At 72.1% G+C, this 24,230-nt stretch carries 21 protein-coding genes; 16 read left to right on the forward strand and 5 right to left on the reverse strand.

Annotated features, from left to right (window positions below; all coding sequences use genetic code 11):
- Positions 1–2 precede the first annotated feature (2 nt).
- Together J2W21_RS15560 and J2W21_RS15565 are read left to right on the forward strand one after the other, a co-directional pair.
- Positions 3–1,166 (forward strand): acetate kinase, encoded by a 1,164-nt coding sequence (locus J2W21_RS15560; protein WP_307115420.1) that lies wholly within the window; start codon positions 3–5, stop codon positions 1,164–1,166.
- Positions 1,167–1,332: 166 nt separating this feature from the next.
- Positions 1,333–2,823 (forward strand): amino acid permease, encoded by a 1,491-nt coding sequence (locus J2W21_RS15565; protein ID WP_307115421.1) that lies wholly within the window; start codon positions 1,333–1,335, stop codon positions 2,821–2,823.
- Positions 2,824–2,836: 13 nt separating this feature from the next.
- On the opposite strand, the gene J2W21_RS15570 is transcribed toward J2W21_RS15565, so the two are convergent.
- Entirely contained in the window at positions 2,837–5,053 is a 2,217-nt protein-coding gene (locus J2W21_RS15570) for a S9 family peptidase (protein ID WP_307115422.1), read from the reverse strand.
- Between the two features lie 151 nt (positions 5,054–5,204).
- Here J2W21_RS15570 and J2W21_RS15575 point away from each other — a divergent pair, with 151 nt between their 5' ends.
- Positions 5,205–6,932 carry a polysaccharide biosynthesis tyrosine autokinase gene (locus J2W21_RS15575; protein WP_307115423.1) on the forward strand — a complete coding sequence of 576 codons (1,728 nt, stop codon included), beginning with the start codon at positions 5,205–5,207 and terminating at the stop codon, positions 6,930–6,932.
- Between the two features lie 51 nt (positions 6,933–6,983).
- Here the strand turns inward: J2W21_RS15575 and J2W21_RS15580 are convergent, their stop codons facing one another.
- Entirely contained in the window at positions 6,984–7,592 is a 609-nt protein-coding gene (locus J2W21_RS15580) for an arsenate reductase/protein-tyrosine-phosphatase family protein (protein ID WP_307115424.1), read from the reverse strand.
- 130 nt (positions 7,593–7,722) lie between these two features.
- Between J2W21_RS15580 and paaA the strand changes: the two genes are divergently transcribed.
- The 6 genes from paaA to J2W21_RS15610 are packed head-to-tail and all read left to right on the forward strand — an operon-like array spanning position 7,723 to position 12,495.
- Positions 7,723–8,745 carry a 1,2-phenylacetyl-CoA epoxidase subunit PaaA gene (gene paaA / locus J2W21_RS15585; protein ID WP_307115425.1) on the forward strand — a complete coding sequence of 341 codons (1,023 nt, stop codon included), beginning with the start codon at positions 7,723–7,725 and terminating at the stop codon, positions 8,743–8,745.
- Positions 8,746–9,039, forward strand: coding sequence for a 1,2-phenylacetyl-CoA epoxidase subunit PaaB (gene paaB, locus J2W21_RS15590; protein WP_066499886.1), 294 nt, complete (start codon positions 8,746–8,748; stop codon positions 9,037–9,039).
- Positions 9,036–9,905 carry a 1,2-phenylacetyl-CoA epoxidase subunit PaaC gene (paaC, locus tag J2W21_RS15595; protein WP_307115426.1) on the forward strand — a complete coding sequence of 290 codons (870 nt, stop codon included), beginning with the start codon at positions 9,036–9,038 and terminating at the stop codon, positions 9,903–9,905. Before paaB ends, paaC begins: the two co-directional genes overlap by 4 nt.
- A gap of 35 nt (positions 9,906–9,940) precedes the next feature.
- The gene (paaD, locus tag J2W21_RS15600) at positions 9,941–10,429 is read left to right on the forward strand and encodes a 1,2-phenylacetyl-CoA epoxidase subunit PaaD (protein WP_307115427.1); all 489 of its coding nucleotides are present in this window, start codon (positions 9,941–9,943) and stop codon (positions 10,427–10,429) included.
- Positions 10,430–11,653: a 1,2-phenylacetyl-CoA epoxidase subunit PaaE gene (paaE, locus tag J2W21_RS15605; protein ID WP_307115428.1), complete on the forward strand. Its 1,224-nt coding sequence runs from the start codon at positions 10,430–10,432 to the stop codon at positions 11,651–11,653.
- Between the two features lie 59 nt (positions 11,654–11,712).
- On the forward strand, positions 11,713–12,495 hold the full coding sequence (locus tag J2W21_RS15610) for an enoyl-CoA hydratase/isomerase family protein (RefSeq protein WP_307115429.1): 783 nt from the start codon (positions 11,713–11,715) through the stop codon (positions 12,493–12,495).
- Between the two features lie 9 nt (positions 12,496–12,504).
- Here J2W21_RS15610 and J2W21_RS15615 read toward each other — a convergent pair whose 3' ends face one another.
- A complete protein-coding gene (locus J2W21_RS15615; RefSeq protein WP_307115430.1) occupies positions 12,505–13,269 on the reverse strand; it encodes a hypothetical protein in 765 nt (254 codons plus the stop codon).
- Between the two features lie 219 nt (positions 13,270–13,488).
- Between J2W21_RS15615 and J2W21_RS15620 the strand changes: the two genes are divergently transcribed.
- Complete coding sequence (locus tag J2W21_RS15620; protein ID WP_307115464.1) at positions 13,489–14,838, forward strand: glutamate decarboxylase; 1,350 nt, start codon at positions 13,489–13,491, stop codon at positions 14,836–14,838.
- A gap of 288 nt (positions 14,839–15,126) precedes the next feature.
- On the opposite strand, the gene J2W21_RS15625 is transcribed toward J2W21_RS15620, so the two are convergent.
- Positions 15,127–15,612, reverse strand: a complete 486-nt coding sequence (locus J2W21_RS15625) for an Lrp/AsnC family transcriptional regulator (RefSeq protein ID WP_307115431.1) — start codon at positions 15,610–15,612, stop codon at positions 15,127–15,129.
- Positions 15,613–15,764: 152 nt separating this feature from the next.
- Here J2W21_RS15625 and pdhA point away from each other — a divergent pair, with 152 nt between their 5' ends.
- The 6 genes from pdhA (at position 15,765) to J2W21_RS15655 (ending at position 23,257) form a co-directional block, all read left to right on the forward strand.
- A complete protein-coding gene (gene pdhA / locus J2W21_RS15630; protein ID WP_307115432.1) occupies positions 15,765–16,961 on the forward strand; it encodes a pyruvate dehydrogenase (acetyl-transferring) E1 component subunit alpha in 1,197 nt (398 codons plus the stop codon).
- On the forward strand, positions 16,958–18,049 hold the full coding sequence (locus J2W21_RS15635) for an alpha-ketoacid dehydrogenase subunit beta (RefSeq protein WP_307115433.1): 1,092 nt from the start codon (positions 16,958–16,960) through the stop codon (positions 18,047–18,049). The genes pdhA and J2W21_RS15635 overlap by 4 nt, the downstream gene beginning before the upstream one ends.
- Position 18,050: 1 nt before the next feature.
- Positions 18,051–19,574, forward strand: a complete 1,524-nt coding sequence (locus J2W21_RS15640) for a dihydrolipoamide acetyltransferase family protein (protein ID WP_307115434.1) — start codon at positions 18,051–18,053, stop codon at positions 19,572–19,574.
- A gap of 59 nt (positions 19,575–19,633) precedes the next feature.
- Positions 19,634–20,446, forward strand: a complete 813-nt coding sequence (locus J2W21_RS15645; protein ID WP_307115435.1) for an MBL fold metallo-hydrolase — start codon at positions 19,634–19,636, stop codon at positions 20,444–20,446.
- 657 nt (positions 20,447–21,103) lie between these two features.
- A complete protein-coding gene (locus J2W21_RS15650; RefSeq protein WP_307115436.1) occupies positions 21,104–21,988 on the forward strand; it encodes a MinD/ParA family ATP-binding protein in 885 nt (294 codons plus the stop codon).
- Between the two features lie 66 nt (positions 21,989–22,054).
- Positions 22,055–23,257 carry an MFS transporter gene (locus tag J2W21_RS15655; protein WP_307115437.1) on the forward strand — a complete coding sequence of 401 codons (1,203 nt, stop codon included), beginning with the start codon at positions 22,055–22,057 and terminating at the stop codon, positions 23,255–23,257.
- A gap of 33 nt (positions 23,258–23,290) precedes the next feature.
- On the opposite strand, the gene J2W21_RS15660 is transcribed toward J2W21_RS15655, so the two are convergent.
- Positions 23,291–24,220: a phosphatase PAP2 family protein gene (locus J2W21_RS15660; protein WP_307115438.1), complete on the reverse strand. Its 930-nt coding sequence runs from the start codon at positions 24,218–24,220 to the stop codon at positions 23,291–23,293.
- Positions 24,221–24,230: the final 10 nt, after the last annotated feature.

The raw sequence follows: 24,230 nt of genomic DNA on the forward strand, positions 1-24,230 counted from the left end.
GCGTGCTCGTCCTCGTCATCAACTCCGGCTCGTCCTCCCTGAAGTACCAGCTCCGCGACGTCGGGGAGGCCGACGGCGGGCGGGAACCGGAGCCCGCGGTCCTCGCCGAGGGGCTGATCGAGCGGATCGGGTTCGACGGCGGCCCTGCGGACCACGCCGAGGCCCTCGGCCAGGTCGATGCGGAGCTGCACCGCGTGCTCGGGGAGCGCGCCGTCGACGCCGTGGGCCACCGGGTGGTCCACGGAGGCGAGCGGTTCTCCGAGCCGGTCCTCGTGAACAACGAGATCACCCGCGCGATCGAGCGGCTCAACCCGCTCGCACCGCTCCACAACCCCGCGAACGTCCTCGGCCTGAGGGAGATCGCCTCCAAGTGGCCGGACATGCCGCAGGTGGCCGTCTTCGACACCGCCTACCACCGCACCATCCCCGAGCACGCCTGGCGGTACGCCGTCCCGGACTGGCTGTACACCCACCACGGGATCCGCCGCTACGGCTTCCACGGCACCTCGCACCAGTACGTCGCCGCGCGCGCCGCCGAGCTGATGGGGATCGCCCCGGAGGAGTTCGACGGCGTGGTCCTCCACCTCGGCAACGGCGTGTCCGCCACCGCGGTGCGCGGCGGGGAGAGCATCGACACGTCCATGGGCTTCACGCCGCTCGAGGGCCTCGTCATGGGCACGCGCTCCGGCGACCTCGACCCCTCGATCCTCGTGTTCCTCGCCCGGCAGGGGCACGGCCCGGACGAGGTCGACGACCTGCTCAACCGCGAGTCCGGGCTCAAGGCGCTCGCGGGCTCGAACGACATGCGCACCGTGGTGGAGGCCGCCGAGGGCGGGGACCGGCGCGCGCAGGTGGCCCTCGACGTCGCCTCGTACCGCCTTGCGAAGTACATCGGCGGCTACCACGTGGCCGTCGGCGGGGCCAAGGCCATCGTGTTCACCGCCGGCATCGGCGAGAACTCCGCCCCGTTCCGGGCACGCGTCGCGGCCCGCCTCGCCGCGCTCGGCGTCGTGCTCGACGACGACCTCAACGCCGTCCGCTCGAAGGAGCCCCGCGCCATCTCGGCGCCCGATTCAGCCATCCCGCTCCTGGTGGTTCCCACCGACGAGGAGAGGGCGATCGCGGAGGCGACGGCCGCCGTCGTCCGCGCCGCGGTTCCCCGCTAGCCCGCCCGCCGAGGTCACCCCGGGAGTGCGCGAGGTCACCCCGGGAGTGCGCGAGGTCACCCCGTGGGCTGGGCCACACGCACGGCCGGGCCGCCCCGGCGCGGGCATACACTTGACGGTTGTTCCGGCATCGACGCCGCGACAGTCGACCTCGAAGGGCCCCCTTTTGTCAGCACACCATCACGCGTCCGCGCCCGCAGCCGTCTCCGCCGAGGGATATCAGAAGTCCCTCACCCGTCGCCACGTGCAGATGATTGCGATGGGCGGTGCGATCGGTGTGGGCCTGTTCATGGGGGCTGGTGGGCGCCTCGCTTCGACGGGTCCGGCGCTGATCTTCTCGTACGCGATCGCTGGCGCCATCGCCTATCTGCTCATGCGGGCGCTCGGCGAGCTGGTCATGTACCGGCAGACCTCGGGCTCGTTCGTGAGCTACGCGGGGGAGATGTTCGGGCCCAAGGGCGCGTACCTCTCCGGCTGGATGTACTTCGTGAACTGGGCCATGACCGGCATCGCCGAGCTCCTCGCGATCGGCCTGTACTTCCAGTACTTCTTCCCCAACGTGCCGGTGGAGATCTCTGCGCTCTGTGCGCTCGCCCTGCTCGTGGCAGTGAACCTGCTCAGCGTCAGGGCCTTCGGCGAGTTCGAGTTCTGGGCGTCCGTGCTCAAGGTGACCGCGATCACGCTGTTCCTCGTCGCGGGGACGGTGATGGTCGTGCTCAACACCCAGATCGGCGCCACCCACGCTTCCCCGGCGAACCTCCTCGCCGGCGACGGGGGCCTGTTCCCGCACGGCTTATTCGTGATGATCCTCGTGCTCAACGCCGTGATCTTCGCGTACAACGCGATCGAGCTCGTCGGCATCACCGCGGGCGAGATGGAGGACCCGCAGCGGGAGGTGCCCCGGGCCATCCGCGCTGTGGTGCTGCGCATCGTGGTCTTCTACGTGGGGTCCGTGCTGCTCCTGGCGATGCTGCTGCCCTCCGGCCAGTACAAGGCCGGGGTGAGCCCGTTCGTCACCGTCTTCGACCAGCTCGGGGTCGGGTGGATCGGCGACGTCATGAACCTCGTGGTCATCACCGCCGCGCTGAGCTCGTCGAATACCGGCCTCTACTCGATCGGCCGCATCTTCCGCACCATGGCCTCCAACGGCCACGCGCCCCATTGGCTCACGCGCATGTCCAAGCGGCACGTGCCCTACGCGGCGATCCTCGCCATCGCAGCCGTGTACTTCGTGGGCATCCTCGTGAACATCTGGGCCGGCGGCACGCACGCGTTCGACCTTGCGCTCAACACCGCCTCGATCGGCGTGATCTTCACGTGGGGTTCGATCTTCGCGTGCCAGCTCATGCTGCGGAAGAAGAAGGGCGACGGCGCGTCCTCCCTCCCGATGCCCGGCTCGCCGTGGACGAGCTGGCTCGGGCTGGCCGCTCTGGCCGCGATCACCGTGCTCATCGCGTTCGACACCATGACGGACAAGGCCACCGGGGAGGTCTTCCCGATCGGCCTCTACACCATCCTCAGCGTCCCGGTGATCGCGCTGCTCCTGTGGCTGGGCTGGCTGCTGGTCCGGCGTCGTGAGGCGGCCCGGGCGGCGGCTGCCCAGGAGGCCGCCGCGCCCGGCGACGCGGCGGCCAAGAGCGTCGACGCCAACGCCTGAGGCGCTCCCAGGCTCAGCTGGGCAGGAGCTCCCGGGCGCCGAGGGCGTCCGCGATGAACGCGTAGTCCCAGGCCCGCTCCTTCCACGCCTCGTAGCGCCCCGACGCGCCGCCGTGGCCCGCATCCATCTCGGTCTTGAGCACGATCGGCTGCCCTGACGTGGTGGCCTCCCGCAGCGCCTGGACCCACTTGGCCGGCTCGACGTACAGCACGCGCGTGTCGTTGAAGCTGGTGACGGCGGCGACCTTCGGATAGGCAGCGCGGCGCACGTTCTCGTACGGCGTGTAGGACTTCATGTAGGCGTACACCTCGGCGTCCTCGATCGGGTTGCCCCATTCCTCCCACTCGAGGGCCGAGAGCGGCAGTTCGGGATCGAGGATGGTGGTGAGCGCGTCCACGAACGGGACCTGCGCTACGGCGGCCGCGTACTTCTCCGGGGCCAGGTTCAGCACGGCGCCGATGAGCAGGCCGCCGGCGGAGCCGCCCATGCAGGCGATCCTGGCCGGGTCGGCCCACCCCGAGGAGGCGACCCAGTCCGTGGCGGCGACGAAGTCGGTGAACGTGTTCCGCTTGTGCAGCTTCTTGCCGTCCTCGTACCAGTGGCGCCCCAGCTCGCCGCCGCCGCGCACGTGCGCGACGACGAACACGATGCCCCGGTCCAGGAGGCTGAGCCGGGCGACCGCGAACGCCGGGTCCATGCTCACCTCGTACGAGCCGTACCCGTAGACGAGCGCCGGGTTGGTCCCGTCCCGCTGGACCGACGCCCGCCGCACCACGGACAGCGGGACCCGCGTGCCGTCGTCGGCCGTCGCCCAGGCCCGCTCCGCCACGTAATCGGCCGGGCTGTACCCGCCGAGCACCGGGGTCTCCTTCCGCAGGATCAGCTGGCCGGTGGCCAGCACGTAGTCGTAGACGCGGGGGGGAGTGACGTAGGAGGTGAAGCTCAGCCGCGCCACCGGGGCGCCGTGCTCGGTGACGCCCCCGCCTGCGGTATAGAGCTCCTCGCCGAACTGCGGCTCGACGAACGACGGCGTCCGGCCGCCCTCCGCGGCCTCGACGGCCTCGGCGAGGGGAGCGAAGCGGACGGTCGTGACGGTGTCCCTGCGCAGCGTGACGATGAGGTGCGTCGCCGAGACGTCCGCGCCCTCGACCTTGACCTGCTCGTCGTGGGGCACGAGCGTCGCCCAGCGCTGGTCCGGCAGCGGCTTGGAGGTCTCGGACAGGTCGAGGAGGGAGAGCATGCTGTTCGGCGCCGAGCCCTCCGGCCCCTGCGGGCGCCCGTCGTGAAGGAGCAGCAGCCGGGTCCGGCCGCCTTGCTCGAACGGCTCGGCCGTGTGGAGGATGCGCTCCTGGCGGCCCAGCACGAGCCGGAGCCCGGCGTCGGGGTCGGCCAGGTCGAGGATGCGGGTCTCGGAGTACTCCGAGTTGCCGATCCCCACGAGCAGCCAGCGGCGGTCCGAGGAGAGGTCGATCCCGGTCCACTGCGCGACGTCGTCCTCCTGGTACAGGACCGTGTCCTGCTCCGGCGGCGTGCCGAGCACGTGCACACGCACCTGGTAGGGGCGCCACGAGTCGTCCGCGACCATGTAGAACAGCCGCGAGCCGTCAGGGTCGAACTCGAGGCCGTAGAACACGCCCTCGATGACCTCGGGAAGGGCCTCGCCGGTCCGGAGGTCCTTGATGCGCAGGGTGAAGGTCTCGTCCCCGGCGGTGTCCACCGAGTAGGCGTACAGGGTCCCGTCGCGCGAGACCGCGGCGCCGCCGAGCGCGAAGAAGGGGTGCCCCTCGGCCTCCGCGTTCCCGTCCAGCAGCACCTGCTCGCCGGGGACCGGGGTGCCCGGCTCCACGGCGGGGGGCGTCCACGCGTCGAGGAGGCCACCGGCGCCGTCCGCGCTGCCGGGAGCATCCGCCCTGACGCGGCAGTAGATCGGGTACTGCTGGCCCTCGACGGTGCGGGCGTAGTACCACCAGCCGTCCTTGCGGGCCGGGACGGAGAGGTCCGTCTCCTGGGTGCGGCGCTTGATCTCCTCGAAGATGGCGTCGCGGAGGGGCTGCTGGCCGGCGGTCACGGCGTCGGTGTAGGCGTTCTCCGCGGTGAGGTGCGCGACGACCTCCGGGTTGTCCTTCTCTCGCAGCCATTCGAAGGGGTCCACGAAGGTGTCGCCGTGGTGCTCACGCGTCGAGGGCACCTTCTTCGCGACAGGGGCCTCGGGAGCGGTGGCTTCAGTCATGGCCCCACCCTAGCGGCCGCCGCCGACAGCGCTCGTCGGGGTCGTCCGCGCGTGCGGTACCATTTCCGTGACTGTGCGCACGCCAGCGCCATGACCATTGGGGAGGTACACGCGGGTGGAGCAGGGCACTGGCCTCAGCGCCGATCAAGGGATGTCACTGACGGATTATCTGCGGATCGCACGGCGATTCTGGAAGGGCATCGTGGCGCTCGTCCTCGTGTCCACCGTGGCCGCGTTCGGCTGGTACCTGATCCAGCCGCGCATCTATTCAGCCGAGGCGAGCGGCATGGTGATCAGCTCCGGCGCCGACAACCTCTCCTGGTCCCTCGCCGGCGACAGCCTGGCGAAGTCGAAGGCGAAGTCCTACAAGGCCGTCGCCGAGTCCGCCTCGGTCGCGGACCGCGTGATCAGCGACCTCAGCCTGCCCACCACCGCCCAGGACCTCCTGGGGAACGTGGCGGTCACGGTTCCCACCGACGGCACCGAGATCCGCGTCGACGCGCGGGACAGGGATCCGGTCCAGGCGCAGAAGGTGGCCAACGACTGGGTGAAGGCCCTGGCCGCCCAGGTCAGCGACCTTGAGCGGGATGCCAACGCGAACACCAAGGGCAACCCTGCCGTGAAGGTCGTCCCGCTCGTGACCGCGATGGTCCCCACCGAGCCGGTCTCGCCCAAGCTCACCCTTGCCCTGGGCGTCGGCGTGGTCGGGGGCCTGCTCCTCGGCCTCGCCTACGCGTTCATCCGCGACCGCGTGGACCGCCGCATCCGCACCTCCGAGGAGGCCGAGCGCTTCGGCTACCCCGTCATCGGCACGCTTCCGCTGGACGACATGCTGGTGAAGGGCTCCAGCGTCCTCGAGGGTACCGGCGGCCACCAGTTCATGAGCGAGGCGCTGCGCGAGCTCCGCACCAACCTGCGCTTCATCGACGTGGACCACCAGCCCCGGATCGTGCTCGTCACGAGCTCGCTGCCCTCCGAGGGCAAGTCGACCGTGATCGCCAACCTGGCCTCCACCCTGGCGGCCGACGCGGAACCCGTGATCGTCGTCGACGCGGACCTGCGCCGACCCAACGTCCACAACGTCTTCGATGTCGTCGGGGACGTCGGAGTCACCGACATCCTCTCCGGGCGCGCCCGGATCGACGACGTGATGCAGACGTGGCCCGGCAACGACCTCGTGCGCGTGCTCGCAGCCGGGCACATCCCGCCGAACCCGTCGGAACTCCTTGGCTCCCAGGCCATGCGGAACCTGCTGGCGACGCTGGCACAGGACGCGCTCGTGCTCGTGGACGCGCCCCCGCTGCTCCCGTTCACCGACGCCGCCGTCCTCTCCCGCATCGCCGACGGCACCCTTGTGCTGGTACGGGCCAACCGGACGAAGGTGGATGAGCTGTCCCACGCCCTGGGCAACATCCAGCGCGTCAAGGGCCGCGTCCTCGGGCTCATCCTCAACGGCATCCCCTCGAAGGGCGCAGACGCCCGCGCCCGCGGCTACTACGGCCGCTACGGCTACGGCGAACCGCCCACAGAAGACCGTTCGCTGGAAGCGGCAGAGCCTCAGCACGGGGCCGGTACCCGGCACGGTTCTGCGGCTCCGGCCGACGACTGGCTGGGCTCCCGGCACTCGCTGCCGGACGACTCCGCGGCCCCGCAGTGGGACCGCCCGGGCGAGGGCGGCGGCCAGCGGCCCCATGGATTCGCGGCGCCCTTCCCCGCGCAGGCCGAATCTCCCCGCGACCACTCCGGATGGGCGCAGTCAGGCTACGCGGAGGATCCGGCTGACCGGTCCGCCGACGCGGACGGCCCAGAGGCCGACGACGGCGTGTGGCTTCCAGCGCGCGTCCGCGAGTCCTACGGCGCCCGCCGCCGCGGGCTCTGAGGACAGCCTCCGCGTTCGACCAGCACAGCAGTACGGCCAGCACGCCGGGAGTCAGGGACTCCCGGCGTGCCTGCGTCTGCGCACGGAGTCCGCTGCGGTGAGGATCGCATCGACCGCGGGCACGAGCTCCTCCGCCATCTTCCGGTACACCTCGGGGCCTTCACGGAAGGGGTCCGTGACGTCATCGTCGGCCGCGGGACCTGCCTGGCGCAGGCTCGCCGCCTCGGAGATCGCCGCCAGCCAGGCCTGGCGGACGGCTGCGGTGCTGCCGGTGCCCGCGTTCTCGAGCGGCGCGCCGGAGAGGACCCGCGCGAACTCCCGCAGCGTGAAGGTCTTCCGGAACGCGGACGGTGCGAGCTGGAGGATCACCGAACGGTGCTCGGTGGACAAGGCCAGGATGAGGTCGGCTCCGGTGAGCATCGGCGTCGTGAGCTGGCGCGCCGTGAACCCCGCGAGCGAGGCGCCGAGGGCTGAGGCGATGGCCCGGGACCCCGGCTCCGCGGCGGACCCGACGAGCGCGTGGATTCCCGCGCTGCGGACCTCCACGGCCTCCGGGCAGATCTCGTCGAACCCGGCCTGGAGGAGGCGCTCCGCCAGCGGCGACCGGCAGACGTTGCCGGTGCAGACGGTCAGGATTCGCAGGGGTGCGGCGCTGGTCACCGCATCACGCTAGCACCGGGCGCCCTGCGACGGCTGCCTGTGGGTGGCCCGGGGCTGCGCACCTTGACGGCAGTATCCGCCGCCCCATATTCTGAACGAACGGTCGGTAATTATTTCTTGAGGAGGAGACATGGCAGCTGCCAATCTGCAGTCCGTGCCCCAGCCCCAGGCTGGACAGGGTGACGAGGCCCCGTCCGCTGAGGACATCGCGGGACAGGCGTACTTTGATCGCGTCATCGCCGAGGACTCGCGCATCGAGCCGCGCGACTGGATGCCCGCGGCGTACCGCAAGACGCTGGTCCGCCAGGTGTCCCAGCACGCGCACTCCGAGATCATCGGCATGCAGCCCGAGGCGAACTGGATCACCCGCGCCCCGAGCCTGAAGCGCAAGGCGATCCTCATGGCCAAGGTCCAGGACGAGGCCGGGCACGGGCTGTACCTGTACTCCGCCGCCGAGACCCTCGGCACCCCGCGCGACGTCCTCAACCAGCAGCTTCTGGACGGCAAGGCCAAGTACTCCTCGATCTTCAACTACCCGGCCCGCACGTGGGCCGACATGGGCGCCATCGGCTGGCTCGTGGACGGGGCGGCGATCGCCAACCAGGTGCCGCTGTGCCGGGCCAGCTACGGCCCCTACGGACGCGCGATGGTGCGCATCTGCAAGGAGGAGTCCTTCCACCAGCGCCAGGGCTTCGAGATCCTCCTCGAGCTCTCCAACGGCACCCCGGCGCAGAAGCAGATGGCGCAGGACGCCGTCAACCGCTTCTACGCCCCGGCGCTGATGATGTTCGGTCCGCCGGACGACGACTCGCCCAACTCGAAGCAGTCCATGGCGTGGAACATCAAGCGGTTCTCCAACGACGAGCTGCGCCAGCGGTTCGTCGGCATGATCGCCGAGCAGGTCAAGGTGCTCGGCCTCACGCTGCCCGACCCGGAGCTCCGCTACGACGAGGAAGCCGGCCGGTGGATCCACATGGACCTCGACTGGCAGGAATTCAAGGACGTCATCGCGGGCCGGGGCCCGTGCAACGCCCAGCGCATGGCCCGCCGCCGCGAGGCCCACGAGAACGGCACCTGGGTCCGCGAGGCGGCCCGCGCGTACGCGAAGAAGCAGGCCGCGAAGCGTGCCGCAGAAGAGATCGGAGCAGCGTAAGTGAGCGAGCAGAGCAACATCTGGCCCCTCTGGGAGGTCTTCGTGCGGTCCAGCCGCGGCCTCTCCCACGTCCACGCGGGCTCCCTGCATGCCCCGGACGCTGCGATGGCGCTGCGCAACGCGCGCGACCTCTACACCCGCCGGAACGAGGGCGTGTCCATCTGGGTGGTCCCCTCCGAGGCCATTGCCTCCTCCGACCCGGATTCCAAGGGAGCGTACTTCGAGTCGCCCCAGGGCAAGGACTACCGGCACGCGACGTACTACACCAAGAGCGAGGGCGTGAAGCACCTGTGAACGCTCCCACCCCTGCCTACACCGACCACGCCCTCGACAGCTTCGGCGACGCCGCGGCGTCGGCCACCCGCGTCACCCCGGGCAATGCGCTGCGCCCCGAGGACATCGCCCTCTCCCCGGAGAAGCCGGCCGAGGACGTCGCCCAGTACGCCCTCCGCCTCGGCGACGACGCCCTCATCCTCGCCCAGCGCCTGAGCCACTGGATCTCGCGCGGCCCGGAGCTCGAAGAGGACATCGCCCTCGGCAACATCGCCCTCGACACCCTCGGCCACGCGCGCTCGTTCCTGACCTACGCGGGCCACGCGTGGGGCAAGACCGAGGACGACCTCGCGTACTGGCGCGAGGAAGAGGAGTTCCGCTGCGCCTGGATGGTCGAGCAGCCCAACGGCGATTTCGGCACCACGATCGCCCGCCAGCTCGTCATGTCGATCTACCAGTACCTGCTCTACTCGGAGCTCGTGGACTCCGCCGACGCGACCCTTGCCGCGATCGCCGCCAAGGCGCTCAAGGAGGTCGACTACCACCGCGACCACGCGATCCAGTGGACCATCCGCCTCGGCGACGGGACGGAAGAGTCGCACGCCCGCATGCAGGCCGCACTCGAGCTGGTCTGGCCATACGTGGACGAGCTGTTCGACGACGACGCGCTCATCGACGCCGTCGGCGACGCCGGGGTGCGCCCCTCGGGCCTGCGCGAGACCTTCGACGCCCACATCGCCGAGGTCCTCGCCGAGGCCACCCTGGCCCTTCCCGACGTCCCCCGCGCCAGCGGCGGCGGCCGCCGCGGCGACCACACCGAGCACCTCGGCTACATCCTCGCCGAGATGCAGGTGCTCGCCCGCAAGCACCCCGGCGCCACCTGGTAGGCCCCGGGACGGCACACGCCCACGAAGGAACACCCATGATCACCACCGATGACGAGGTCCGCGCGCTCGCCGCCACCGTGACCGACCCGGAGATCCCCGTGCTCACCATCGAGGACCTCGGCATCCTCCGGGACGGGCACCTCGAGGCGGACGGCACGGTCCGCCTCACGATCACCCCGACCTACTCCGGATGCCCCGCGATGGACACGATCCGCGCGGACCTCGCCACGGTGTTCGCCAAGGCCGGGCACCAACGCGTCCAGGTGGACCTCGTGCTCTCCCCGGCCTGGACCACGGACTGGATGAGCGAGGCGGGCAAGGCCAAGCTCGAGGAGTACGGGATCGCCCCGCCCACCGGCAAGGCAGGCCACGGCGGCCCCGTCCGGCTCGGCCTGACCGTCAAGTGCCCCCAGTGCCACTCGCTCAACACCCGCGAGATGTCCCGCTTCGGCTCCACGTCCTGCAAGGCGCTCTACGTGTGCCAGGACTGCCACGAACCCTTCGACTACTTCAAGGTGCTCTAGATGACTGACCAGCTGAACGAAACTGCGGCCGAGCCGGCTGAGGCCGCCACCGAGCAGACGGAGGGTACCGCCCGGCGTCGTGCGTCCTTCCACCCGCTCGAGGTGAGCGGGGTCCGCCGGCTCACCAACGACTCCATCGAGGTGACGTTCGCCGTCCCCGCCGCGCTCGCCGACGAGTACGACTACATCCCCGGCCAGTACGTGGCCCTGCGAGCGCAGTTCCCCGACGAGTCGGGCACCCCGCGCGAGGTGCGCCGCTCCTACTCCATCTGCGCCGCGCCGCGCCGCTTCGAGGACGGCTCGAGCGAGATCAAGGTCGCCATCAAGCGGGACCTCGGCGGCGTCTTCTCCACGTGGGCCAACGAGAGCCTCGAGGCCGGCGCGACGCTGGACGTCATGAGCCCCGCCGGGGCGTTCATCTCCAAGCACCGGATGACCGGCCTCAACGACCCGTCCAGCATCGACACCGAGCGCGAGCACACCTTCGTGGCCGTGGCCGCGGGCTCCGGGATCACGCCGATCATGGCGATCGCCCGCACCGTCCTGGCCGCCGACGAGCACGTCCGCTTCGACCTCGTCTACGCCAACAAGGCCGCGATGGACGTCATGTTCGTCGAGGAGCTCGCCGACCTCAAGGACCGCTACCCCTCCCGGTTCGCGCTCCACCACGTGCTCTCGCGCGAGCAGCGCATCTCCCCGCTGCTCTCGGGCCGGGTGGACTCCGAGAAGCTCACCACGCTGCTCAACACGGTGATCCACGCCGACGACGTCGACGAGTGGTTCCTGTGCGGCCCGTTCGAGCTCGTCCAGCTGGTTCGGGACACGCTCTCCGCGCGCGGGGTGGACCCGGAGAAGGTCCGCTTCGAGCTCTTCACCACCGGCACCCCGACGAACCTCGAGGGCAACATCGGCCGCCCGGTCGTGGAGGATCCCTCGGGAGCGAACGTCGAGATCGAGTTCACGCTCGACGGCCTCACCGGCGCCGTCACCTCGCCCGTCTCCGCGAACGAGACGATCCTCAACGCCGCCCTCCGCGTGCGCCCCGACGTGCCCTTCGCCTGCGCCGGCGGCGTCTGCGGCACCTGCCGGGCCAAGCTCGTCTCCGGCACCGTGGACATGGCCGAGAACTACGCGCTCGAGCCCGACGAGGTGGAGCGCGGCTACGTCCTGACGTGCCAGTCGCGGCCGACCTCGGAGTGCGTCTCGGTCGACTTCGACGCGTGACAGTGGTTGCGCGGAGCGCAGCCGCGTCGCAACCCCGTCCCGAAAACCAAGGAGCCTGAATGATCGACCTGACTGTTGCCGACGGCGTCGCCGAGGTGGTCCTCGACGCGCCGGCCAAGCTCAACGCCCTCGACGAGGCCGCGCTCCGGGAGCTCTCCGATGCGTACGACGACGCCGCTGCCGCCGCCTTCCGCGGCGAGGTCCGGGCGCTGCTCCTGCGCGGCGAGGGCCGGGCGTTCTGCGCCGGACGCGACATCTCGGCTGTGGACCCGGCCGACGACGATGTGCTCGGCTACCTCGGCGGCCTCGTCACGCCGCTCATGCAGAAGATGGCCGCGTTCCCCGCGCCGACGTTCGCCGCCGCGCAGGGCGCCACCCTCGGCGTGGGCCTCGGGCTCCTGCTGGCCACCGACGTGGTGTACGTGGCGGACAACGCCAAGATCGGGTCCCCGTTCGCCAACCTCGGCGCCACGCTCGACTCCGGTGGCCACTGGTACTTCACCGAGCGCCTCGGCATGCACCGCGCCCTGGACCTCGTGTACACGGCCGAGCTCATGAGCGGCGCCGACGCCGTACGCTCCGGCATGTTCTCCCGGTCCTTCCCCGCGGACGAGCTGCTCGAGCGCACGCGCGGCATCGTGGCGCGCGTGGCGTCAGGGGCCACGGGCGCGTTCGTCGCGTCCAAGGAGCTCGTCGCCCAGGTGCGCGACCGGCGGATCGGCCTGTGGGAGTCCATGGACGCCGAGAACAAGGCCCAGGCCGCACTCTGCAGCTCCGAGGACTACGCCGAGGGGTTCAAGGCCTTCCAGGAGAAGCGCAAGCCGGTCTTCGCCGGCCGCTGAGACGCTCAGCTACTCCGCCGCGAGGTAGGCGTGCACGCTCGCGTGGTTCATCGCGGTGGCAGCCTGCTCCGGCTGCGGGCATTCGGCCACGATCGCCACGACAGCGTGAGCCGACGGCACCGCCCGCACGGCGACGCGCACGTACGTGACCGTGCCGTCGGCGTGTCCGACCTTCAGCGCGGCCCCTGCCATATCCACCAGCGGGCCGCCCTGGGAGCCGAGGGTTGTCACGACCACCAGGCCCTGCTCGGTGACGCCCAGGGAGGCAGAGGACTTCCGCTCGGCCCCGATCGCGTCGGCCAGCGCCCCGCGCGTCGCCGCCGTCTCGGGGTCGGGCGAGAGCAGCGTCGGCGACGCGGACGCGGAGGAGGAGGCCGGCGTCGTGCGTGACGCCGAGGGCGACGGCGAGCCGCCCGCCTGCAGCGGCCCCGCGCGGAAGGAGAGCCGGCAGCCGGCGTCGGAGACGTAGCGCAGCTCGTCCGGGGCTGCGGTGAGCCGGTACTCGGCACTCGGCGCGGCGTGCCACACGGGCTGGGCGGTGAAGGGGAGCGGGTCGCTGAGCGCGTACGCCTCGCCCGGGGCGGACGACGGCGCCGACGCGCCCGGCGCTCCCGGCGTCGGCCCCGGCGCGGGTGGCTGGGGGGACGGGCCCATGAACAGCGCGGCGATGGCCACCACCACTCCCACGCCGACCACGACGCACGCCGCGACGAGCACGGCGACCCACGGAGGGCGCGACGAGGGCCCGGCTGTGCCGCCGTCGTCGTTCGCCATGGCCCCTCCTGAAGCGTTCCCTCCAACCATCCCACGCCGGAGGGTCCTCGACGCCCCCTGCGGGCGCCGGTAGCGTGGGGGTGTCCGCCGGCCCGGCCGGTCCTGCGGCCCGACGCGACCCCAGGAGTGCCCGCCGTGCCTGCCTCCCGTTCCACCTTCCATCCCGCCTCCGACGGGCGGGGACGGCGCGGGCGGCAGGAGCCCGACTCGAACGTCGAGCTGAACCCGCTCTTCAGCCGGCCCGGCGAGGCCACCGAATTCCCGCGGTTCACCCTGCCCGCGGGGGAGAGCCTGCCCGGCACGGCGTACCAGGTGGTCCACGACGACGCGATGCTCGACGGCAACGCCCGCCTCAATCTCGCGACCTTCGTGGGCACATGGATGGAGCCGGAGGCCGCCCGGCTCTACGCCGAGACCGTCGACAAGAACATGATCGACAAGGACGAGTACCCCAAGACGGCCGAGATCGAGCACCGCTGCTGGCGCATGCTCGCGGACCTGTGGCACGCGCCCGAGCCCGAGCACGCCGTCGGCACCTCGACGATCGGCTCCTCCGAGGCGTGCATGCTGGCCGGCCTCGCGCTCAAGCGACGGTGGCAGCACGCCCGCCGCGCCGCCGGGAAGCCGGCCGAGCGGCCCAATCTCGTGATGAGCTCGGCGGTGCAGGTGTGCTGGGAGAAGTTCTGCAACTACTGGGACGTCGAGGCCCGCTACGTGCCCATCTCGCACGAGCACCCCGTCCTCGACGGGCACGCGCTCTCGGAATATGTGGACGAGAACACGATCGGCGTCGTGGCCATCATGGGCGTCACCTACACCGGCATGTACGAGCCCGTCGCCGAGATCTCGCAGGCCCTGGACGCGGTCCAGGCCGCCACGGGCCTCGATGTGCCGATCCACGTGGACGGGGCCTCAGGGGCGATGGTCGCCCCGTTCCTCGCCCCGGAGCTCGAGTGGGACTTCCGGCTGCCCCGGGTCGCCTCGATCAACACGTCCGGGCACAAGTACGGGCTCGTGTACCCCGGCCTCGGGTGGGTGGTGTGGCGGGATGCCGCCGCCCTGCCGGAGGACCTGGTGTTCCACGTGAGCTACCTCGGCGGGGACATGCCCACGTTCGCGCTGAACTTCTCCCGCCCCGGCGCGCAGGTGCTCCTGCAGTACTACCTGTTCCTCCGGCTGGGGTTCGAGGGGTACCGCGCCGTGCATGCAGCGTCCCGGGACGTCGCGGGGTACCTGGCCCGGGAGATCGGGGCCATGGACGCGTTCGAGCTGTGGAACGACGGCTCCGACATCCCGGTCTTCGCGTGGAGCCTGGCTCCGGGCCACACCAAGAACTGGAACCTGCACCACCTCTCCGACCGGCTGCGGATGAACGGCTGGCTCGTGCCGGCGTACCCGATGCCGGACGGGCTCGCCGACCTGACCGTGCAGCGGATCGTGGTGCGCAACGGCTTCACCCGGGACCTCGCGGCGAGCTTCCTCGAGGATCTGCGCACCGCGGTGGCGTTCCTCGACTCCGTGGACGCCCCGTTCCCCGATCCCGAGCACGGGAGCGCCTTCCACCACTGACCCTCCCGCCCGCCGCTGGCCGTTTCGGGTACGCATCTCGTCGGGTCTTCCGGGTTTCGGGTACGCATCTCGTCGCACTTTGGCCTTTGCTGGTACGCACGACGCCGGGTGGCCGGCCCGCCCGGGCCGGGCACCCGCCGTCGTGCGCGCCGGCCTGTACCCGAGAGCCGAATACCGCGACGAGATGCGTGCCCGAAAGCTCAAATCGGCGACGAGATGCGTACCCGAAAGCTCGAATCGGCGACGAGATGCGTACCCGAAACGGGGGGGCGGGGAGAGGGGGCCGGGTCAGCGCGTGTCCAGGTCCTCGAACACGAGGAACGTCTGGGTGTCGAGGACGCCGGGCATGCTCTGCAGCTGGTCGAATACGACGCGGCGCAGGTCCGTGTTGTCCACGGCGCGAACGAGGATGATCACGTCGAAGTCCCCGCCCACGAGCGCGATGTGGTGCACCTCGGGGATGGCGCGCAGCCGCTCGCGGAGGTCCCGCCACGTCTGCTGCCGCACCTTGAGGGTCACGTACGCGCTCGAGCGCAGCCCAGCCTTGAGCGGGTCGACCAGGGCGGTGTACTTCGTGATCACCCCGTCCGCCTGCAGCCGCGCGAGCCGGTTGTAGGCGTGTGCGCGGGAGATGTGCACGTTCTCGGCGATCGTGGTCACGGACCGGCGCGCGTCCTCGGTGAGCTGGTCGAGGATGGCGCGGTCCACGGCATCGAGCGCCCTCGGCTCGGCGGGCGGCCGCGGCGCCTCGCGGCCGGGATGCAGATCGTCCATCGGAACCTCCTGTGACGCAGCTCATCTCGACGATTCGTCTTCGATGAGCGCCGATCTGACACCAGTATTCCACGATCTGCGCCTCTGCGGCATACGAATGCCTACAGAAGCGGATACTTGAGGAAAGTCCAGCGCCGTACCAAGGAGGAGCCATGACCCTTCCCGCCGAGGCACAGGAGGCCATCCGCAGCTTCGGGATCAGCATCGAGGACTACATGCTCCCGGTGCACGGCCGCGTGCCGCAGATCCAGATCCTCGACGAGGCCGGCAGCCTCCGCCCCGAGGACGAGCGCGGTTCCGCCCCGGGCCACGAGTACCCGATCCCCGCCACCGAAGACCTCCTCGAGGCCTACCGCCGCCTCGTGATCGGCCGGCGCGTCAACGACCAGAATTCCGCGCTCGTGCGCCAGGGCCGCATGGCGGTGTACCCCTCGAGCCACGGCCAGGAGGCCTGCCAGGTCGCCGCCGCGCTGTGCCTCGGCGCGGGCGACTGGATGTTCCCCACCTACCGCGACGCGGTCGCCGTCATGACCCGCGGCGTCGACCCCGTCGAGACGATGACGCTCTTCCGCGGCGACTGGCACGGCGGCTACGACCCGCACGAGCACAAGGTCGGCATCCAGTCGACCCCGCTGACCACCCAGCTGCTGCACGCCGTCGGCGTGGCCCACGCGGCCAAGCTGCGCGGCGAGGATACCGTGGTCCTCGCGATGTGCGGCGACGGTGCCACGAGCGAGGGCGACTTCCACGAGGCGCTCAACTTCGCGGCCGTCTTCAACCTCCCGGTCGTGTTCTTCGTGCAGAACAACCAGTACGCCATCTCGGTCCCGCTCGCGCACCAGACGGTCGCACCCTCGATCGCGCACAAGGCAGTCGGCTACGGGATGGCCGGAGAGCGGGTGGACGGGAACGACGCCGTGGCCCTCCTCGCCGTCCTCGACCGCGCCGTGCGCCTCGCCCGGGCAGGTTCGGGCCCGCTCCTCGTCGAGGCCTACACCTACCGCATGCAGGCCCACACCAACGCCGACGACGCCACGCGCTACCGCGAGGACGCCGAGGTCGCGGCCTGGGCCGAGAAGGACCCGCTCAAGCGGATGCGCGAGTACCTGCGCGCGGAGGGCGTGCTCGGCCAGGAGACGGAGGCCGCCTTCGCTGCCGACGCCGAGGAGATCGCGCGCCAGCTCCGCGACGGCCTGGGCGCCGAGGCGCAGCCGGACCCGCAGGACCTCTTCCGCTTCGTGTTCACCGAGCCCACCCCGCAGCTGCGCGAGCAGGCCGCGTTCCTCGCCGAGGAGCAGGCCCGCGAGCAGTCCACCGACGAGACCACCGGAGAGGAGCGCCGAGCATGAGCACGGTCGCCGAAGCCGCCGCGGCCCGCGCCGCCGGTACCCCCGCGCCAGAGGCCCTCACGTTCGCCAAGGCCCTGACCACCGCCATGGCGGACGCCATGCGCGCCGATGAGAACGTCGTCGTGTTCGGCGAGGACGTCGGCGCCCTCGGCGGCGTCTTCCGCATCACCGACGGGCTCCAGAAGGAGTTCGGCGACCAGCGCTGCTTCGACACGCCTCTGGCCGAGTCGGGCATCGCCGGCATGTCCCTCGGCATGGCGATGAACGGACTGCGCCCCGTGATCGAGATGCAGTTCGACGCGTTCGCCTACCCCGCGTTCGAGCAGATCGCGAGCCACATCGCCAAGATGCACAACCGCACGCGCGGGGCTGTCCGCCTGCCGCTCGTGATCCGCATCCCGTACGCCGGCGGGATCGGCGGCGTCGAGCACCACTGCGACTCCTCCGAGGCGTACTACGCGCACACTCCGGGCCTGAAGGTCTTCACCCCGGCGACGGTCCAGGACGCCTATCGGATGCTGCGCGAGGCCATCGCAAGCGACGACCCCGTGGTCTTCATGGAGCCCAAGAAGCTCTACTGGTCCAAGGACCTCGTGGACCTCGCCGCGCTGCGGGCCGAGTTCGACGGCGCGCCGGACGGCACTGCCGCCGGGACGCACGACGGCGGGCGGCGGCTCAGCGTGGACGGCGCCGCCGTGGTGGCCCGGCCCGGCACCGACGCGACGATCATCACCTACGGCCCCTCGGTGCCGACCGCGCTCGCGGCCGCGGAGGCCGCGGCCGCCGAGGGCCGGTCCGTCGAGGTCGTCGACGTGCGCACGCTCGTGCCGTTCGACGACGAGACCGTGGCCGCGTCGGTGCGCAAGACCGGCCGCGCCGTCGTCGTCGCGGAGGCCGCGGGCTTCGCCTCGGTGGCCTCCGAGATCGTCGCGCGCGTCCAGGAGCGCTGCTTCCACTCGCTCGCCGCCCCGGTGCGCCGCGTGACCGGATTCGACATCCCCTTCCCGCCGCCCAAGCTCGAGCACTACTACCTGCCCAGCGTCGACCGCATCCTCGACGCCCTCGACGACCTGCAGTGGGAGGACTGACATGGCGACCGCACTGACCGCCCAGGGCGGCACTGCCCGGAACGCGACGGGCCAGAGGACGTTCCTGCTGCCGGACCTCGGGGAGGGCCTGACCGAGGCCGAGCTCGTGCGCTGGCTCGTGGCCGTGGGGGACACCGTCGCGGTGGACCAGCCTGTGGCCGAGGTCGAGACCGCGAAGGCGATCGTGGAGGTGCCCACGCCGTACGGCGGCACCGTCGCGCAGCTGCACGGCGAGGCCGGGGCGACGATCGACGTCGGCACCCCCCTCATCACCATCGCCGAGGTCACCCCGTCTGCGCGCGAGGTCACCCCGTCTGAGGCCGAGGTCGGGGCGTCGGCGGGCGAGGAGTACCGCACCGAGGAGCGGGCCGGGGCGCGCCAGCCGAGCCAGGCCTCGGGCTCCGGGAACGTGCTCATCGGCTACGGCACGCCCGCCGGGACGGCAGGCGGCCGCACCCGGCGACGCAAGGGGGCCGCGCCGTCGTCCGCTCCCGCTGCCGCGGCACCCGCACGCACGACGGCGTCGGAGCAGGCCGTGCGCGTCGTGTCGCCGATCGTGCGCCGGCTGGCCCGCGACCTCAACGTGGCGCTCGCCGCCGTGTCGGGGACAGGCCCCAACGGTCTCATCATGCGCCGCGACGTCGAGTCGGCCGGGGTGACGTCGGTGTCCCAGGGAGTGACCTCGGCGTCCCAGGGGGTGACGTCGGTGTCCCAGGGGGTGACCTCGGCGCCCCAGGGGGTGACGTCGGCGTCCCAGGGGGTGACGTCGGCGTCCCAGGGGGCGACTTCGGCGGGGGAGGTGGACGCGCGCACCGGGCTGGGCGTCGCCGCCCGGACCCCGGTCGCAGGGGTCCGCAAGGCCGTCGCGCAGGCGATGGTCCGTTCCCGCACCGAGATCCCCGAGGCCACGGTCTGGGTCGACGTGGACGCGACGGAGCTCGTGCGCCTGCGGGCAGACCTCAAGCGCCGCGACCCGGAGTCGGCGCCGAGCCTGCTCGCGTTCATCGCCCGCTTCGTGCTCGCGGGCCTCGCCAAGTACCCAGAGCTCAACACCCGCATCGAGGGGACCGGCGACGGCGGCCAGGAGATCGTCCGGTTCGACGGCGTGAACCTCGGCTTCGCGGCGCAGACGGACCGCGGGCTCGTGGTCCCGGCCATCCGCGGCGCCCACGCGATGAGCGCCCGCCAGCTCGACGGCGAGTTCCGCCGCCTCACGGCCCTCGCACGGGACGGCAAGGCCTCGCCCGCCGATCTCACCGGAGGCACGTTCACGCTGAACAACTACGGCGTCTTCGGCGTGGACGGCAGCGCCGCGATCATCAACCACCCCGAGGCGGCGATCCTCGGCGTCGGCCGGATCATCGACCGGCCCTGGGCGGTGGACGGCGCCCTCGCGGTGCGCAAGGTCGTCCAGCTGACGCTCACGTTCGACCACCGCGTCTGCGACGGGGGCACGGCCGGCGGGTTCCTGCGGTTCGTGGCCGACGCGGTCGAGCAGCCCGGCGGCATCCTCGCAGACCTGTAGCGGCCATGGCAGAATCGAGCACATCCTCGAACGCCCTACGGAAGGACGGCATCACCCCCATGGCTGACTGGCGAGATCTCGGAGCGAACACCTACGTCCTCGCCACCGAGCCACTGCGGCTCAACGTCGGCCTGGTCGTGGGCGAGGACCGGGCGCTCGTCGTGGACACGGGGCAGGGGCCGCGCCAGGGCGCCGAGATCCTCGCCAAGGTGCGCGAGAAGACCGAGCTGCCGCTCGTCGTCGTCAACACGCACGCCCACTACGACCACTACTTCGGCAATGCCGTCTTCGCCGCCGGCGGCGCCGTGGAGTTCTACGCCCACGAGAACGCAGTGGCCGAGATTGCGGAGAACGGCGAGGCCCACCGCCCTGCCGTGGCCGAGTCGGAGCCGGAGATGGCCGCGGGCGAGGGCGAGAACACGCAGATCGTGGTGCCCGCCGCGATCGTGCGCGACCAGCCCGTGCTCGTGGACTTGGGCGGTGCCTCCGTGACGCTGTTCTACCTGGGCCGGGGGCACACGGACGGGGACCTGCTGGTCGGGACCCCGTCCACGCTCTTCTCGGGCGACCTCGTCGAGGAGGGCTCCTACCCCGAGTTCGGGGACTCCTACCCCGAGGAGTGGGCGGACGCCCTGCGCCACATCTCCGCCCTGCGGAACCGGTACACGAGCCTCGTGCCCGGCCACGGCGGGCTGTGCAGCGACGCTCTTGTGCGCACCATGGCCGATACGATGGCCACGGCGGTGCGCTCGGCGCTGCAGGCCACGCGCGAGACCCCGGACGACGCCACCAAGGCCGTTCCGATCCTCCCCTACGGACCGGAGCAGTCCCGGCTGTTCATCCGGCGCCTCAAGGCCGCAAGCCTGGGCTGACCGGCCCGAGGGGGCGGCCCGGACCAGCGCCGCCGGGACCGAGCCAGCGCCAGACCGCGCCAGACGCAAGGGGCCAGCATGACCGAGACCGAGCCCGAGGGAGGGCAGCCGTCCTCGGCTGCGCCCATGAGCCGGCGAGAGGCGCGGCGGCTCCGCGAGGCGGAGGAGGCGCGGCGCGCTGCCCAGCCTGCGGTGCCGGCCGGGCCCGCCGCACAGGAGCCCCGCGAGCCCGCCGAGCGCCCGGTGCCTGTGAGGCGCCCGGAGCCGGAACCTGCGGAGCCCGTGATGCCGGCCCGCGAGACAGACGAAGCCCGGGAGACGCCGTCGTCCGCGGCGGGGGCGCGCGCCCGGCGGGTCGCAGCCCCCGCGCCGCCACCGAAGCCGCGGACGCCTCCGGCGCAGACGCAGGCCGCCCCTCGAACCCCGGCGGCACCGCCCCGGGCGGCCCGCCGCAGCGCCCCCGCGGCCGCGGCCGCCCCGACCGCGGCGGCGCCCGCCCTCCGACCCGCGCCGAGCGCCTCCGGGCAGCGCCAGCCTGGGCCATCCAGGCCGCCGGCCCCGACCAGGCGGCCCGCGCCAGCCCGGCCCGCGCCAGCCCGGCCCGCCCCTGCACCCGAGCCGGCGGAGTCCCCGGCGGGGTTCATCCGCTCGGCCCCCATGCCGCCGTCGGGAGGCCTGCGCGGACTCCTCTACCGGATCAGCGGCGGCGCGCTCAACCTCGGGCCCTCCGAGCAGGACCGGCAGGCCGAGCTGCTCGAGAAGCAGATCGCCCGCCGGCTCGAGGGGAACTGGAACACCGCGTTCCTCTCGCTCAAGGGCGGGATCGGCAAGACGTCGACGACGGTCGGCGTGGGCCTCACGCTTGCCGAACTGCGCCCGGAGCCGCCGTGCGCGATCGATGCCAACCCGGACGCCGGCGACCTCGTGGAGCGCGCCCTGGGGGAGGGCTCCTACGAGTCGGAGCGGCGGCGCTCGATCACGGCCCTGCTGCGGGACTTCGACTCGGTGCACACACGCGCCGACCTGCTGCGCTACCTCCACCAGGCCGGCAGCCTGCACCTGCTGGCGGGCGAGCAGGACCCCGAGCTCTCCGACTCCCTCACGGCCGAGGACTACCGGCGGGTGCACGCGCTCGTGGCGCGGCACTTCGCCGTCACGCTCACGGACTGCGGGACGGGTGTGAGCCGGCCGGCGATGCGCGGGATCCTCGAGGACGCGGACAACATCGTCGTGGTCGCCGGGTACGCCGTCAGCGGCGCCAAGCGCGCCCGGGACACGCTGCGCTGGCTGTCGGCCCACGGCTACGACCGCCTCGCCCGCAGCGCGATCGTCGTGGTGACGGACAAGGACGGGGTCTCGGCGCGCGTGGACAGGGCGGCGATCGAGGCCGCCCTCTCGGGCATGTGCCGCGCCCTCGTCACGGTCCCGCACGACCGCTCGATGGCCGACGGCGACCTCGTGGCCCTCGACCGGCTACGCCCCGCCACCCGGCAGGCGTACCGCGAGATCGCCGCGGCGATCGTCTCCGGCTACCAGAGGTAGGGGGCCGCGCCCGCCCGCCGTCCCCTTCCCGACGGCGGAGCCCGCCGCGGGACCTAGAGTGGGGGAGTGGTTCGAGAAGGCAACGATCAGTTCTCCCTGCTGTCCATCGCCGTGCCGGCGTTCGGCCCCTCCGTGCTCTTCTCACTCGGCGAGGGGGCCGTGCTGCCGGTCGTGGCGCTCTCGGCGCGGGACCTCGGCGGGTCGGTGGCCGTCGCCGCGCTCACGGTCACGCTGATCGGCCTCGGCTCGCTCGTCTTCAACCTCCCGGCCTCCCTCCTGACGATCCGCTTCGGCGAGCGCTGGGCGATCATCGGCGCGCAGGCCACGGGCGCCGTGGCCCTCGTCGTCGCGGCGCTCTCACGCGAGCTGTGGCAGTTCATGCCGGCCCTCGTCGCGCTCGGCATGGCCTCGAGCGTGACCAACCTCGCCCGGCAGAAGTACCTCACGGAGGCCGTGCCGCCCGGCTTCCGGGCCCGCGCCCTCTCGACCCTCGGCGGGACCCTGCGCGTGGGCCTCTTCCTCGGCCCCTTCCTCGGGGCTGCGGCGATGCAGGTCTGGGGACTGCGCGGGGCGTACTGGGTGGGCGCCGCCGTGTACGCGGGGGCGGCGATCGTCGCCTGGTTCATGCCGGACCTCGAGGACGACGCCGGCGGGCCGGGTCGCGCCGTGCAGCCGCGCCTTGCGCGGGTCGCGGCGGCCCACTGGAGGGTCCTGGCCACCGTGGGGCTCGGCGTCCTGTTCGTCTCCGCCGTCCGGCAGTCGCGCCAGGCCGTGATCCCGCTCTGGGCCGAGCACCTCGGCATGGACGCGCCGACGGCCTCGCTCGTCTACGGCATCGCGGGCGGGGTGGACCTGCTGCTGTTCTATCCCGGCGGCCGGCTCATGGACCTGCGCGGGCGTCTCGCCGTCGCGCTTCCGTCCATGCTCATCATGGGCGCGGCGCTCGTGGTGATGCCCCTGAGCACCGCGTTCTGGCCGTTCCTCGCGGTCTCCTGCCTCCTGGGCCTCGGGAACGGGATCGGCTCGGGCATGATCATGACCCTGGGGGCGGACTTCTCGCCCGCGCACGGCAGGGCCCAGTTCTTGGGGCTGTGGCGCCTCATGGCGGACTCCGGCAGCACGCTGGGCCCGGTGCTCCTCTCCGCGGTGACGGCCGCCGCGAGCCTCGGGACCGGGGTGGCGGCCGCCGGGGCGCTCGGCCTCGCGGCGGCGGGGGTCCTCGCCTGGAGCGTGCCCCGCGCGCAGCGCGGCGCGGCGCGCACCCTCTAGCCGCGGCGGCAGGAGCCGGACGCCGCGGCCGGATCAGCGTCCACGCGAGGCGGCCGCGAGCAGCCACGAGGCCGCGGTCACGACCAGGTACCCGCTGATGACGATGAAGGCGCACCCGGCCCAGAAGTAGTTGGTGGTGCTGACCTCGCTCCCGAACCCCGGAGCGATCCGGACCAGGGCCACCATGGCCACCGCCGCGGCGCCGAGGCCGATCAGCGTCGGCAGCGCCACCCACAGCCGCCAGGACCCGGGATGGCTGCCGAACCCCTCCCACGTGTTCCAGCTGCCGCCCCTGCGCAGCACGAGCCAGGCGGCGGGGGACATCACGGCCGCCACCACGAGGAACGCCGCCACGACGTCAGCGGGCCGGTGCCACTGGTTCACGAGCGTCGCAATCCCCGTGCCCACGGCGTACGTCCCGCCCGCGAACGCCACGAGGGGGCGCCAGCGCGGTGAGGCCACGAGGAACACCGCGGCCGCCGCGGAGGCCGCGAGGGTCGTGTGGCCCGAGGGCAGGGAGTTCCCCGCGAAGGTCTCGATCCCGCGGTACGGGCGGGTGAGGACGTCATTCTTGAGGAGCTGCGTCGCCAGGTTGGCACCACCCGCCGCGGCGAGGGCCATGAGCGAGGCGGCCCATCGGCGTCGTACGAGGCAGGCGTAGCCGAGGCCCACCGCGCCGAGTCCCACCGAGATGAGCGGGAGGTAGTCCAGGAAGCGCAGCGACGCCTTGCTGGCCGGGCCGTACAGGTCGGTGGCCTCCACGAGAGCCGACTCGTCGATGTACTGGCCCGTGGTGGTCCGCACGAAGAACAGGTAGGTGGCCAGCAGGGCCGCGATCGCGGCGAGCGAGGCGAGCGGGAAGGGCGCGAACCGGGGGCCGCCGTGTGCCGCGCCGGCGTCCCCTTCGGCGGTCTTGGGGCGCGCTGCCTGCGTCATCTCGGGAGCTCGGATCGGTGCTGGCATGACACCCAGA

It is taken from the genome of Sinomonas atrocyanea, from assembly GCF_030811715.1.
In the GTDB taxonomy this organism is placed as follows: domain Bacteria; phylum Actinomycetota; class Actinomycetes; order Actinomycetales; family Micrococcaceae; genus Sinomonas; species Sinomonas atrocyanea_A.